General features: G+C 61.6%; 7 protein-coding genes. All 7 read right to left on the reverse strand.

The features are described 5' to 3' along the window. Positions 1 to 11: 11 nt before the first annotated feature. A complete protein-coding gene (locus WCT10_04165) occupies positions 12 to 9584 on the reverse strand; it encodes a hypothetical protein (GenBank protein MFA6604002.1) in 9573 nt (3190 codons plus the stop codon). A gap of 62 nt (positions 9585 to 9646) precedes the next feature. Continuing rightward, positions 9647 to 10306, reverse strand: coding sequence for a hypothetical protein (locus WCT10_04170; protein ID MFA6604003.1), 660 nt, complete (start codon positions 10304 to 10306; stop codon positions 9647 to 9649). A 96-nt stretch (positions 10307 to 10402) separates the two neighbouring features. Beyond that, positions 10403 to 11233 carry a 16S rRNA (adenine(1518)-N(6)/adenine(1519)-N(6))-dimethyltransferase RsmA gene (gene rsmA, locus WCT10_04175; protein MFA6604004.1) on the reverse strand — a complete coding sequence of 277 codons (831 nt, stop codon included), beginning with the start codon at positions 11231 to 11233 and terminating at the stop codon, positions 10403 to 10405. Positions 11234 to 11253: 20 nt separating this feature from the next. After that, positions 11254 to 12468 (reverse strand): MFS transporter, encoded by a 1215-nt coding sequence (locus WCT10_04180; protein ID MFA6604005.1) that lies wholly within the window; start codon positions 12466 to 12468, stop codon positions 11254 to 11256. A 12-nt stretch (positions 12469 to 12480) separates the two neighbouring features. Beyond that, positions 12481 to 13116: an L-threonylcarbamoyladenylate synthase gene (locus WCT10_04185; GenBank protein ID MFA6604006.1), complete on the reverse strand. Its 636-nt coding sequence runs from the start codon at positions 13114 to 13116 to the stop codon at positions 12481 to 12483. Continuing rightward, a complete protein-coding gene (locus WCT10_04190; protein MFA6604007.1) occupies positions 13113 to 14078 on the reverse strand; it encodes an NAD-dependent epimerase/dehydratase family protein in 966 nt (321 codons plus the stop codon). Before WCT10_04190 ends, WCT10_04185 begins: the two co-directional genes overlap by 4 nt. 54 nt (positions 14079 to 14132) lie before the next feature. Continuing rightward, positions 14133 to 15224 carry a peptide chain release factor 2 gene (gene prfB / locus WCT10_04195; protein ID MFA6604008.1) on the reverse strand — a complete coding sequence of 364 codons (1092 nt, stop codon included), beginning with the start codon at positions 15222 to 15224 and terminating at the stop codon, positions 14133 to 14135. Between the last annotated feature and the right edge of the window lie 74 nt (positions 15225 to 15298).

Raw genomic sequence — 15298 nt, forward strand, 5'->3', positions numbered from 1 at the left:
CAGGGTCAACTTTACGGCACTTCGATCTTGATCTTGCCGTAAGCCCAGGTCCACGGCGCCTTCTCAGAAGGCTTCGTGGTAGTGGTCGTGAGGTTGCCGAAACAATCATTGCCCTCCACGTCGTTATTCCGGTCCGTGTTGAGGCAGAAATTGTCGCCGTCGGTCTTGACGCACGTGCCGTTGCAGACGCCCCAATTGTCCGTGAACTGGACGCGCGGGCGGAAGACGCAGTAATTACCTTCCTTGCAGGGATACGTCTCTTCGTCGACCAGGTTGCTGCAGGCCGGCAACGAGTCGCGGTACGGCGTGTTGCAGACGTAGGTCTTGGCCTCCTCGAAATACCGCGGATCGCACGTGTCGTCGGTCAGGCCCCAGTATTTGCCCCAGTCGGCGTAATCCGAGCTGCAGATCTTCTTGAGATTCGCGGCGGCGACGGGGCCGTTGTAGAAGGCGCCGCGGTGATTCTTATAGTAAGCGTCGCCGGAGGGGACGAGTTTGCCGTCGCCGAAGTCGAAGACCTTGCGGCGCAGCGGCATCTGATCCTTGTCGGCGTAGGCGTAATACCTGATCTTGACCGTCAGCCGTCCGCCGCCGTCGGCGCCCTGGATGATGTCGGTGCCGGCCGAGGTGCTATTGCCGCGGTCCGAGATCATGGTCAGACCCTCGGTCGCGAGTTCCTGGCAGACTCCTTCTTCGCCGTCGATGCATTTGCCGATGCTCGTGTCGACGCCGACGACCCGCGGCCGCTTGGAGAACGACGTGAGTCGCGATCGGTCATCCCAACCGCCTGCCGGCTGGTAGGTCAGATCGTTGGAGTTGCCGCCCCAGTGATAGATCTGTTCAGCGGTCGCGAAGAGTTCCGAGAGCCGGCGTGTCGCGTTCGGCAAAGCGCTGGCGCCATTATTGTTCCAGCTGGCCGGAAGACCGGTTCCGCCGCAGGCGCCGACGCAAGCATACGGCACGCCGCTATAGGACCGACCGCCGTCGTTCTTATAAGCACTGGCGGCGCTGTTCCAATAGATGTACGTGAACGGGCTGCCGCCTTCCGTATTGAACACCGGCAGGATCTTCTCGAACGTATCCGGAGCGATGCCGGCGGGGTCGGAACCATAGGTCAGCGCATCGGCATTCTGGGTCGCCGGAATCGTGGCGATGCGTCCGAACGGTTCCAGCGATTCGCTGGCGCCGGTGCGGGTGGAGGCGTGGGTGAACGAGTAGCCAGTGGCGACGAACTGGCCGGCTTTCCACATCCGATCGGTCCAGACGACGCCCGGAGCCACCGGATTATGGACGTAGGCGACGTCGGTGCAACGATCGCGCAGATGGACGGTGATGGTGCCGTTGTAGACCGGGTTACAGGACCAATTGTCGTTATGGCACATCGTGGTCTTGAAACCATCCAACTTCTTATCAGCGGTCCAGATCGGCATGATGCCCACACAATCGCGATCGTTCTGGCCGTTGTTGTCGGCGGACCAACGATCGCACCAATCCGCAACCTCATCATTAGTGCCTTCGGTCAGCAGGTTTACGCAGATCGACCTGGCCTGGCCGCCGGAAGCCGGAATACCTTCATCGGATTGAGGCGGCCAATCGTTAGCCGGCTGATGGCCCGGCGCGCGTGTTTCCGTGCCTTCCCAAATTCCGGCTTTCGGATGCCGCTTGCCGCCGGTGTCATCATCTTCCCAATCAATCGCTTTGCCGTTGAAATCAGGACCGGTCATATACAAGGTGACCAGACCACTGGAGCTGGGTGCGCCCTGGCTGCACAAAGATTCATTGCAGGCCGTGCCGCCACAGAGGCTGGCATTCGGACACTTGCCGTCATTGGTCAGTGTTCCCTGGTCAGGATCCGAACCGCAATCGCGGGTGCAATCCGTCGGCTGCCGGAATTTAGTGCCGTCAGCGCAAACCCAGCGGGTACAACCGGCGTTACCGGAACAAGTCTGAGACCTCGTCCCATAATTGGAACAGGTCGACGCGGTCGGATTGCAGCCAGGGTTGAAATCCACCTGGATGCCGGCGATCTGATCGCGGCTGATCTGCGGCGCCCAATCACGGATCAATCGGCCGCCTTCGCCGTTGGTCAGGTAAAACAGATGTTTGTAATTGCCGCTGGCGGAGCCGGTGTATTGCCGGCTAGCGGAATATCCCTGACCAGCGACCTGCGTGCCCTCGGCGACAGCGCAATAGGACAGAGCGCTGGTCTGCTGGTAGCCGGCCTCCCGGAACTGGTTGAAACGATCCGGCATGCCGGACAGCTTGTCCACCGGCAACCACATGATGCAGGCGCGCCGGGCCTCGTCGTTGTTGATGATCAGCGACTCGTCGTAATCCAGGCAGAAGCCCGGCCAACCGAGCAGCGTCGAGACCGACTTGAGCTTCTGGCACTGGCCCTGGCCGTCGACGCAGGCCGCCTTCAGACCGGGATCGATCGCGCCGGAACCCAGATCGCAGGGTTTGCCGTCCTCGGAGCCGCCGACGCACAACGTCTTCGCGAAGCCGCGCTCATAAGTCGCGTCCTTGACGCCGAGGTAGCGCTTCTCGCCGTAATTCGTGCCGTAGGTCAGTTTCTGATAGGCGCACTCGCAGTCATTGCCGTTGCCGTGGCAGATATTAGCGCCGGCGAAATCAGGCGACCGTTCGGCTTCCACGCCGGAAGCGGTCCCGGTGGCGGCGTCATAACCCGCCTGGCCCTTAAGTATGATGGTCGAAGAGTAGGGCGAATCGACCTCCGGATAAGCCCGGCAGAGTGGCATCGCGCCGACGTCGTTGCGCAGCAGCGGACCGCCGGTGTAGTCGTAGTAGCAGAGGTGCTGGTAGCAGCGGCCGCCTTTGTTCGAAGCGCCGAAATCCGGATCGATCTTCTGATCGACGCAATCGCTCGAGATGCCCGATCCGCTGTCGTCGTTGGGCCGGCAGGTCAGGGCGCAGGAACCGGAGACGCCGCCGCAATCCTTGTCGTTGGTGCAGAGCTCGCCTTTCTTGGCGCCGCTCTTGCACAGCGCCAGATTGACGCCGTAGCGCTGCTGGGTCATTTCGGTCTTGGAGCACCAGGCTTTCGAGCCGCAATCGGCGTCCGTGGCGCAGGCGACGCCGTACTTGTTGATGTCGCCCATGCAGCTGCCGCTCTTGTTACCGGTCACTGTCGGCATGGTGGCCGGCAGCAGGTACTGAGCCGGGTAAGCATTGGGCACGCTGTAACCGGAGAACTCCAGACCCTTCCAGGAAACATCGCGCTGGGCGTACTGCTGGTTCGTCAGCCGCGATTTCTCCGGCTCGACGTAGCTGCGGCACTCGCTCGCGACGCCGACGACGGTCGACTCCTCGCACAAGCCGAAACCAGTGCAGGATTCGCGCCACTCGCCCTTGGTCTCATCCCAGGTGATCTCCGACTCGCGGCAATTGAGCCAGCGGGCGCACTCGCGGTCCGGACGGACCTTGAGCACGATGTTGGCGTCATTGCGGGTGAAGTCGACCCCGGTCAGGCTCCGGCGGCAGGTCTTGCCGGACGGACAGGTCGCCGGATCGCCGTAGGTCATGCATTTCTCGCCCAGCTGGGAGCTGCAATCCCGATCGGAGCGGCAGCCGAAGCCGTAGCTCTCGGTCCCGATGCAGCGTCCGACGCCGCAATCGGCATCCTGGTTGCAGGCCTGGCCCAGAACCGTGATGTCCTCGCAGGTGCCGTTGACGTAGCTGAAGCAGCGGCTGCCGCACAGCTCGTCGGAACGGTTCGATAGGTTGCAGTTGACCGGGCTGGCGCTCATATCGCCGGCTTTGACGTACGAAGCGGCGGCGGAATAGAGGTTCTGCGGATTACTGGTCTGCTTGAGCGCGACGCAGCCGGTCTTGAGATCGACGTTGCCGCCGCAGGTGGACTGATCGATCTTGCTGTTGAATATATAATAGTAAGGTTCGCCGGCGGCGTGATTCGGCGAGGTCGCCACCGTGTCGACGAATTCCTCGCAACGGTCGTACTCGGCCGCGCACAGACCGACCCAGCCGTCAAAGCCGCAGACGCTGTTGCCGCGCATGACCCGGCAGGCCTGTTCGACCTTGCAGGTGGTCTTGGTATTGCCGACCGTGCAGGAATTCTGTCCTTCGTTCGGGCAGGCACAGCCTTCGGGTTTGGTGCAAGCCGACGCCAGGGTGCAATCCGGAGAATCCGGACTGGTGCTCAGATAGCACGGGCAGCCGGCGTCCTGGGTGCACGGCGTCTTCAGGTCGCAGCGCTGGTCCTTATTCTTGGCGATGGCATAGAACTCGCCGTTCACGAGCCGGTCGCCGTAACACGGCAGCAGGGCGCCGCTCTCGGTCTTCCGGAACCAGCCCGAGACCCGGCGATCCTTCACGAAGACGTTCTCCCGGTATTCGCAGGCGCGGTTGCCCGGATCCTTGAAGTAGTAGGAACCGTCGCGCGTCGAATACTGGGCGCAGCCGACCTCTTTCTCCAGACACAGGGTCTTGGAATAGTCGGCCGGATTATCCTTGACGGCCGCGGCTTTCCAGCTCCCGATGATCGGCTCGGAGACGGAGTACTGGCAGCGCGATTCGCCGATCTTGATCTTGCAATAACCCTTGGTCTTGGGATCTTCGCAGCCGGTCTCGGCGCTCACCGGCGTCTCTTTGTTCGCGACCCGGTTGACACACACGCCGTCAAAGGCCTGGTTCGGGACGCCGACGGTGCGACAGCCGATGTTCGCGGCTTCGCATTTGTCCTGAGGAGTCACGACGAGATGGGTCAACGAATCAGCCGGCACGACCACGATATCCGGATTGGCGGCGCGGGACGCCAGCGACGCCCGGGTCTCCAGGTTGAATTTCGTGATGCGGCACTCGGTCTCATTGAACGCGACGCGACAGGCGTCGAACAGCATCAGCGGCGCTTCGGCAGAGGCGGCCGCGTGCGGCAATCTGTAATTACAGATGCAGTTCGTACCGCCGTCGGCCGGAGCCTCGGGGCTGCCGCAGCGGGCCGGCAGGCTGCAGACAGCGTTGAACGATTCTTCGTAAGGATTCTCGACCGTGTTCTTGGTGTCGGAGTAAGCGGAGCAGCCGACCACCTTGTCGCGGCACAGCTTGCTGAACGAACGCAGGTAGCTGACCTTGCCGGCGGTGTTGCGGTATTCGCGGCAGCCGAGCATTTCCCGCGGCGACGCCGCGCCCGCGAGCGTCTGGTCGCAGGAAGCGGGGATCTTCCAGGAATCGCGGACCACGCTGATCGTGTCGCGGACCTCGTTCAAAATGAGATTGTCGAGATAGACCTCGCCGATCGTGACGACCGGAGCGGCCGCGGACCCCGCAATGCTGAACTTCAGACAACGGCCGTTCGGACAATCCGGACCGGCAACCACGGTCTCCTGGAAAATGACCGGACCGAGGGCGTAACGGCGCCACTCGCTGGTCAGGATGATCTTCGGCGCGGACTTGGTCGCGTTGTTGTCGTCGCTGAACACCTGGGTGCCGGCGCCAGTCTCGGAGCCGAAGCTGATGTTGAGGATACCGCCGCCGCGAGCCCAGAACGACAGGCTATAGGATTGGCCGCCGGTCACGAGCGTTCCCAATTCCCGCACGATCTCGCGCCTGTCGGTCGCCGTGCCGGAGAGTTTGAGCGAGTGTCCGCCGACGACCAGCGCTTCCGACGATTGCGCCGGGATCGCGGTGCCGGCTTTCCAGACGGCCGCGTCGATCGCCTGTTCGAACGCGTCGGTGAAAGCGGCGCGGATGTTCGAAGCGGCATTGCCTTTGTAGGCCCGGCAGCCCTTGGAAGCCGCCGCGCAAGCCAGGCTGTCGCCGGCCGAAGCGGCGTAGATGCATTCCTGTTTCGCTTCGTTCCAGGAGCCGTTCGAGTCGCGGCAATCAGACTCGATCGAACCAGTGATGCGATAGCGCCGGCAATCCGCCGCAGCCACGATGACGCGCGACATCAGCCGGTAATGGCGGTTGCCGAACTCATCGTAAAATTCGCGGCAATCGTAATCATGGCCGGCATCAATGGAATCACGGGTGCAGAAACCGTCGGGCAGTTCCGCGCCGGCGATCGCCACGGACTCGTCCAGACACTCGAACCGGTCATCGCCGACTGGGGCCGCGGTGTTCAGGTGGACGCAGGGCGAGTAGCCGCAAGTTCCGCCGGCGGTCGGCGCGCAGACATCACTCGCGGTGGCGGCGGCCGTAACGATCTGGGCTTCGGTCCGCTTCAGGTTCCAGACCTTCAGCTGATAGCCGGCCGTGTCCGAACCTTCCCAGGAATAGAACACCTGGTTGGTGTCGGCCTCGGGTTTCTGGCAGATGCGCAAACGGGAATAATAGCTGCGCTGCTCGTTCTCCAGATCCGTGAACTCCGAACAGCCGATCTCGGCCTCGGAACAGGACTGGGCCAGTTTCGGAATGAAGTAGATCGGGAATTTGGAAGCGCGTTCGAATTCGGACGCTTCCTGTTTGAAGACGTCGTAACCGGAACATTCCGCCGGACAAGCGTCCTGCGGTCCGACGACGCCGGGAATGGCCGGATCGGCGGTCGCAGGAGTATAGCGGTCGCAACCGACCTCGTTGTCGCGGCAGACCATCGCGAAGCTCTTGCATTCCGCGCGGTCGCCGTCCTCGCCGGTGCAGCCGAGATAGTTCGGAGCGACTTTGGCGTAAACCAGTGATTCGACCTCGCCGTAAGTATCGTGGTAAGAGACGCCGCCGCCCTCGTTCAACAGGACGCCATCAACCATGGTCTGGGCGCCGCTGATCTCCAGGTAAGCGCCGGCGATGGGCCGACTCACCGTGAACGTGCACGACGGGCGGACGTAAGCGGCGTCCGACAGAGCCGGGTCCGTCGCCGCGGTCAGGGTCATGAAGAGGCCGCCGGCCGGAGTGAAGTCGCACGGACCGACGTTGGGGGTCACGATGACGTCATCATTCTTCACCCAACCAGCCATGGAGGCCGACTGATTATAATCGGACTGGTAGAACTTGAGCCGCAGCGTCGCGCTGGCGGCGCCCGGTCCTGGGACCAAAGCGGCCGGGATCTGCCGCAGGTCGGCGGACAGCGTATAGGTCTTGCCGATCTCGAGCGGCAGCCGATCCTGGATCAGACGATTGGTGAGCGAACAGCTGGTCTCGCCTTTGGCGACCGCGCAGCTGTAGCCGCCCTTGGGGCAGGTGCAGGAAGGATAATTCGCGCAGGCCGTATTCAGCGTGCAGACATCCTCGTAATCGCCTCCGACCCGGGCGGCATTCGAACCAGCGGAGGCATAGAACTTGTTGTCCGCGCCGCGTTCAGTGATGATCCCGCCAGCGCCGCCGACCGTCACTTTGCCGAAAGGCGACCAGTACTTGGCGTGATCACTGGCCCCGTCGGCATCCATATCCTCGAGCGTCTCGAAACTGCCGTTCTTGACGAGATTCAAAGACTGGCCGGCCGCGAGCTTCACGAGAGCGGTGCAGCCGTTCTTGTCCGCCGAACAGCCCTGAGCCTGTTTGTTGAGATAAAGAGCCGGGGTGATCTGCCAATCATCGCCGGCTTCGGGACCGCCGACGATAGTGCTGCAGGATCTGGCGCCCGACACGACCAGACAGGAAGAATTCTTGGAACAGTCGCACTCGGCGGTCTGACAGACATTGGGCAGCCGGCACTGCTCGCCGCTCGGCAGCAGCAGACAGGTCTTCTCGCCCTGACCGACCTTGCACGAACGAGGTATCGTGCAGGAACACCCGGCGCTATTCGAACACACGGCGCCGAGAGTGCAGCTGCCGGCGTTCAACCTGGTCGAGTACGCCCGACAGCCTTCATTCGAGGAATTGCACACGCCGTAATCAAGAGTGTTGACTAGGAAATTTTCGGTCTTGCCGGACGTGCTCTTGAACGTGCGGCAGGAATTATAATATTCAGGGCAGGAATCGGCGTTGAACCGCCAGACGCGCCGGTCCTGAGTGCAGTAACCGTAACCGCCGACGCACTGGCCGAAATCGTCCTCTTTGAGACAGGTGGCCACGTCCGTGCAGGTCTCGGCGCGAGTGGCGATCCCCGCGCTGAGCAGCACCGGTCCGTAAACCTTGGCGCGACATTCGGCTGACGGCGCTTTGAGGACCCAGTTGGGATCAATGAGATGGCACCACTTGGTGGCCGGATTGGCCGCGTCGGGTGCGCCGTTCACGCCGCAGACATTGAAGCCGGCGACGACCTGGCCCAGCGTCACTTTTTCTCCGGTCGCGGCGACCTTGCTCGCGGCGATCTCCCAGCCGATCGGGATGATCCGGGCCGCGCGCATCTTCTTGAGATTCGTCTCGCAATAACCATCCTGATAGCAGGAAGCCTTGGCGTTATCCTGGCTGGTCGCCGGGATCAGCCGGAAATCCTTGTGCAGCAGATCCTGTTTGAGGGCTTCGCCGACGGTCAGCGGGATGGCGTTGCCGGAACGGATCGCGACCGCGAGCGCCTGATCCATCACGCAATTCTCCGGACCGCGATATGCCTCGGGACACAGACCGAACAAGGTGACTACGTCATACATGCCGGTTCCCTTGATCGGCGTCGCCCGGATCAGCGACGAGGGAGCCTCGATCTCCCCGATCCGCTCGCTGCTCTGAACGAGACCAGGATTCACCAGTGATTCGCGGTCCAGCAACGCGACCTCCGTGGCCGCCTCTTCGGCAGCCATGAGCGACAACAGTTCCTGAACGCCCTTGTTCCAGAATCCCTTGATCAGGGTCATGGCGAAAGTCTGGACCATGCCGCCAACGATCGGCTTCCAGGCCTTGGCAGCCAAAGCTCCCGATGCCGCCATCTGCACCCCCGTATCCGGAATGACGCCGCTCTTGTCCTTGTAGAGGTCGAATTCTTTCTTCGCGACCGCCGCCGGACTGAGTACATTGCCGGTCACGGGATCGGTGATGTCCGAAAAACCGCCGCCGCCGGCGTATTTATTGGCGACTTTCAAACTCTGTTCCAGATAAGCCTTGGGTTGGACATCCACCTGGATGAACGAACCCATCCGTAAACCGGCTGACAACGGCGATTTGCCCGGCTTGACCGTATCCTTCAACATCTTCATCATTTCGCCTTTGGAGAACTGATTGCCGACCTTGCCCCAGCTCTCGGCGATCTTGGACAGGTCGCACTTGGGCCGCGGCGGCTGGATCTCGTCAAGCAGACCGAGCTGGAGATTCAAAGTGAGATTGATGTTCGGCGCACAAAGATTCAGCCCCATTGCCGTCAAACCGGAAGCTTCGCTGAAAGCCCCGATCGCCTCGCCCGCCGCGCCGGCGACGGCATCTTTCAAGCCTTTGGAAAATTCCTTGGAATCGAAGCAAGGTTTTTGACCGGCGCAATTCAACAGGTTCTGCGCCAGCATGCTCGCGACCTGCTGAGCGAACTGATTAGTGGCGCTGACCGCGGCCACCATGACGCCTTCAGTGAGACCTGTGGTGATCTGATCGAAAACGGAGGCGGAAACAGTGGTGGGTCCGCCGATGACATCAGCCGCCTGCGCCCGGACCGGACGCGGAAACGCCAACATGAACGGCAACGCCGCCGCGAAAGCGAAACCAAACATCAAGATGGCGGAGGCGGCCCTGGATTGACGTGAGTTCATGTTGATCCGGATTAATTTAATTTGCGACGCTGGCGGCTGCTGGCTGAGGCGACGTCTCCGGATCATTGTCCGGTGTCGTTGTTAGTCAAACCAGCATCTTTCAAAGTGTCCAACATCAGCTGACGCAGCGCGTCATCGGGAGCTTTCGCGACCAATTCGGTGGGCAGTCCGATCTCGACGTAAAACTTTCTCAGATCATCGCCGGTCATCTGCGCCACGATCGCCTCGGCTTTCTTCTGGGTCAGCTCGGCCGGATCGCCGAAGATGCGCGTGACAGCCTGGATCAGCGGACTCTGGCTGTCCGAGACCACCGATTCTTTGACCGGCTCTTCCGGCAGATCGGTCAGACCAGACGACAAGGTCGGAGCCGTAGACGCGCCGCTCGAAGATGAAATGGAAACCTGGCGGCAAGTCTTGCCGGCCGGACAATTGGGGTCGCTGTTCTGGCTGATCTCCAGCCCGTCAGGAGTACCGTCGGAATCAGTGTCGGCGATATAAGGACTGGTCCGAAACGCGTAAAGTTCGTCGAAATCAGTGAGCCCGTCCTTGTCGGTGTCCATGGATTTCAAAGACGCTACCCGCTCCTGCTCGATCTGATCCGACGTTTTGATGGTGCCCGTAGCCTGCGGCTGGAAGAAGGGCGAAATCACGGACTTATTCAGGCTGATGACATCAAAAAGAAGCGTGGCCGTACCGATGACCACGACGATCGTCAAAGCCATTTTTTGGTTAGTATTGAGCACGCGAGTTGCGCTTAATCGTTCCTATACAATTATAACACGGGCTCAGACCCGCGTCCAAGGTAAATTAAGGGGGTTTCAGGACCGCTTGGCGAGCTCGATGGAGAGGCGCGCCCAATCGCTGACGGAGAGTTCCTGGGGCCTGGATTCGGGCTTTAAACTAGCTGAAATTATAGCTTCATTGAGCAAAATATCGCTGAGACCCAGCTGGCGCAGCGTGTTCTTGATCTGTTTGCGGGGTTCCTGAAAAGCCGCCCGGGTCACCCGGAAATGCCGTTCAGCCGACCAAGCGGCGCCGAATCTGGCGCTGAGTTCGGCTGATGAAAACGGCTTGATGTGGATAACTGCGGAGTCGACTTGCGGGGCGGGATAGAAGCTGGCGCGCGGCACCCGGACCACGAGCGCGGCTTGCGCCAGGGTCTGGACGAGCACCGCGAGCGAACTCATCTCGCCCGGCGCGGCCAGGACGCGGTCAGCGACCTCGGCCTGGACCATGAGCGTGAAACTTGCCGGCTGCGGCGCTTCGAGCAGGAACTTCTGGATGAGGGCGCTCGTGATGGCGTACGGGATGTTGGCGACGACGCGGTAACCGGATCGCGAACCGCCGGCCGCTTCGGCCAGCGCCGCGTTCGTGAAGGCCAGCGCGTCGCCCTCCAGCACCTGCAGATCCTGCTTGTCGAAACGGCGGCGCAGGAACGAGCAGAGCCGCGGATCGATCTCGACGGCCGCGACGCGCGCGCCGCGCTCGAGCAGCCGGCCGGTGAGGACGCCGGCTCCCGGACCGATCTCGACCGCGGCGGAACCACGTTCGATGCCCGCGGCCGCGACCATCTGGTCGATCACTTTTTCGTCCAACAAGAAATTCTGACCGCGCCCTTTCCAGGGTTCGATTCGGGCTTCATTGAGCAAAATTTTGAGCTCCTCCGCGGTCATGCTACCGGCGCCACAATGGTCTCGTCCGGCGTTTCGCCGCGCTTGTCGATCATGACGGCGAACAGCAGCGTGAAGCCGGCCGCCAGGATGAAGATGGGCGTCCAGGCATCGGGGAAGATCCGGAACAGCGCGACGGCGGCGAGCGCTGCAAGGATCTTGCCGACCGACAGCGCCATCTCGAAGAAGATGACCTGCTCGGTGGCGCCGTCGCAGCGCGCTTTCTCATAGAGCAGCGCCACGAGCGGGATGCCGATCATGTTCTTGGCGACGCGATAGAACGAATCGATCAGGAAGACGCCGAGGCCGCCGCCGACGAAGATGCGCACGAGCCAGGAGCCGGCCGTGAAGAACGCGCCGCTGCGCAACACTTGCATTTTTCCGCCATCATCCACGAGGCTGCCGATGTACAGGATGACGACGACGTTGACCATCATGGCGAGCGACATGATCGCGCCCAGGGACAGCATGTTCGGAATGACGAACGACACGAAGATCGGCCAGAGCACCAGGGCCAGGAATTCCTCGCCGTAGCCGATGAAGGCCAGGAGCGCGCGGCGGTTGTCTTTTTTGACCAGCCGCTTCAGCGCCCCACCATAAGAAAATGGCTTAGGTATGAAGAATTCCGGGGTCCGGAGCAGCGGCGCGTTCGAGAGCAGGATCAGCACCGAGACGACGATGAAGAGAGCTTTGAAACCCAGGAAAGCGACAATGACGCCGCCGACGACCGGCGCGGTCGCGGCCGCGAACGCCGACAGCGACCACATGTTCGAGATCTCCCGTCCGGTCTCAGCCTGCTGGCTCCAGGTCGCGAAGTTGGAATGGTAGCTCGGCCAATACAGGATCTTCTGGATCGCGAGCGCCACGACGGCCGCGGCAATGAACAGCTGATTGTAAGAGATGGCGAAGAACGAGAGATAGTACAGGATCAGGAACGGCGAGCTGAGCAGGATCGTGTGCTCGTAGCCGTGCCGGCGGCAGATGCGGCCGCCGATCGGCAGCAGGAAAAAATAGAGCACGTAGACCGCGGCGTAAAAGAGGAGGATCTGTTCGATTGAAAATTTCTGCGAATAAAGATAGATCGGCTCGAACACCATGACGAGCGACATGGCGAAATCCAGGATCGCCGTGGACCAGAAAAGCTCCCGGACCTCGCGAGCCGGATGCGGGGCGAGGAAATGTTCGACGTAATGCCGGAGGTGTCCCGTGGCCATGTGGGGTTGCGGCTAATGGCTCTCAGCCAGTTTTATGCTGCCTGGACGCAAAATAACGACCTGGCCTTTCACGATCTTAACGATAGTCGAAGGCGGCCGACGGGGCAATGCCCCGGCGTTCAGGAATAGCTCCGGCTGTCGGCGGCGCGCGACCAGTTGTTTCCGCACCTCGCGCGGCGAGTAACAGGCCGGCTGGCCGGAAAGGTTCGCCGAGGTCGAAGTGAGCGGCGCGCCGAATTCGCGCGCGAGCGCGCGGGCCCAGGCCAGCGCCGGCACGCGGACAGCGACGGTCGCGCCGCGAGCGCCGGCTCCGACCGGACGGCGGCCGGATCTGACCGGCGCGACGATGGTCAGGGCGCCGGGCCAATGTCGGAGCGCGAGACGGCGCGCCGGGCCAATGAGCCGCACGACTGCGGCAGCCTGTCGGAGATCGGCGGCGATGAGTGGCAATTTCTTATCATTCGTCCGCCCCTTGATGGCGTAGATCGCGGCCACGGCCTCGCGGCTGAACGGATCGGCGGCCAGACCGTAGGCAGTCTCGGTCGGAAAGACGACGACACGGCCGGAACGCAAAACGCGGACCGCCTCGCTCAAGGCCGTTCGCGAAACGCGATCGCGTTGGATGCGCAGCGTTCTCATGCCGTTCATCTCATGAAAGCCGGGCGCCGGGTATGTTCCGCCGACGGCCGCGGCGAGCGGGTCTTGGCCACTGACGCATACGCCAAGCTGAGCCCTTCCTCGATTGAAACCTGCGGCCGCCAACCAACCTTGGCCGCACGGCGCGGATCGAGCACGCTCCGGCGATCCTCGTTAGGCTTGGCCGCCGCGTGTTTAGCCTCGACTTCGGAGCCGGAAATTTGCCTTAAAATGCGGAAAATATCATTGATCGAGGTTTCGACGCCAGTGCTGACGTTGAAGATGCCGTGCAGCCGCCGTTCGGCCGCGAGCACGACCATACGAGCGATATCGCCCACATAGACGAAATCCCGGGACTGGCCGCCGTTGCCATTGATGGTCGGTGACACGCCATCGCACAAATATTTCAAAAAGATGGCCACGACTCCGGCCTCGCCCTTGGAATTCTGGCGCGGACCGTAGACGTTGGCGAACCGCAGGATCGAATCGCTCATGCCGGAGAGTTCGTGGTCGGCCAAAAGGTAGCGTTCGAAAGCGGCCTTGGCGATGCCGTAAGGAGACGACGGTGCGAGCGGCGCATCCTCGGGCGTCGGCAGCGTCTTGGCGCTGCCGTAAGCCGCGCCGGAAGACGCGAACACGAAATGCCGCGCGTTGGCGGCGTGAGTGGCTTTGAGTACGTTCAGTCCGCCAATGATGTTGATGTCGGCATCAGCCGCCGGATCCTCGCTCGAACGACGGACGCTGATCTGGGCTGCTAGATGAATGACGACCGCGGGCTTGAGCCGGCGAAACAAGGCCGGCAACTTCGATGACCGGATATCGATCTTGTGCAGGTTCGCCGCCGGATTGAGATTCGCGCGCTTGCCGGTCGACAGATCGTCGATGACGTGGACGCGATGGCCATGTTCGACCAGGAGATCAACGACATGCGAGCCGATGAAACCAGCGCCTCCAGTTACAATAAATGTTTCCATATGATACGACCGTCAGATAACGCCTTAGGACTTCTAGAAGCCGCGAAAATGAGCTTAAATATCGTCCGACTCGGCCTCTTCAGCCGCTGACGTGCCATCCGCGGACGACGTGTCGCCGCCGCCCTGTTTGCGATACCGCAGATAAGACTCAACGAACTCGTCGAGGTCGCCATTCAGGATGCGTTCCGCGTCCTGGGTCTCATATTTGGTGCGATGATCTTTGACCAGCTTGTACGGATGCAAGACGTAAGACCGCGCCTGATTCCCCCACTCCGCGCTCGTGAACTCGCCGCGCAATTTTTTCTTCTCGGAATTACGCTCCTGCAGATAGATGGCGTGCAGCTTGGCGCGCAAGATGCGCATGGCGGTTTCCTTGTTCTGGGTCTGCGAGCGTTCGTTCTGGCAAGAGACGACGATGCCCGTCGGCAGATGCGTGACGCGCACGGCCGAATAGGTCGTCTGCACGCCCTGGCCGCCGTGGCCGCCGGCGAGGAACGTGTCGATGCGCAGATCCTCGGGCTTGATCTTCACCTCTTCGATGTCGCCAAGATCGGGCAGGACCTCGACCAGGGCGAAGGACGTTTGGCGGAGATGGTCGGCGTTGAACGGCGAAAGCCGCACGAGGCGATGCACCCCGGCCTCGGATTTCAGATGACCATAAGCAAAGCGCCCCTCCACGGAGAAGGTCGCACTCTTGATTCCGGCTTCAGCGCCACGATGCTCATCCAACGTTTTGACGCGCCATTTTTTAAGCTCAGCATAGCGGAAAAACATCCGCATCAGCATCTCCGCCCAATCCTGGGCTTCAGTGCCGCCGGCTCCCGCGTGGACCGCCACGATGGCGTCGCGGTCGTCGTATTTATCATCCATGAGCGTCGCGAATTCCAGTTTCGCCAGGCGCTCCTTGATGGCGTCGAACTGCTTCAGGATCTCCGCTTCGGAAGCCTCGTCCCCTTCTTCAGCGGCCAATTTGGCGAACTCCAAAAGTTCGGACGAATCCGTCCGGAGAGATTTCCAGGCTTCGTAATATTCCTTCAACTCGGCCAGTCGGCGCGAGACGCGCTGGGCCGTTTCGTTGTCTTTCCAGAAATCAGGCTGCTGCGATTCCCATTCCAGTGATTCGATTTCGCCGTGGGTCTTATCCAGGTCAAAGCAACCCCCACGTCCCGGAGACTTTGGCGGCGATCTCGTCGATGGCGTGGAGGTATTGTTTGATCATA

The sequence above is a fragment of the Patescibacteria group bacterium genome (assembly GCA_041667185.1).
Lineage (GTDB): Bacteria > Patescibacteriota > Patescibacteriia > SG8-24 > SG8-24 > JBAYFM01.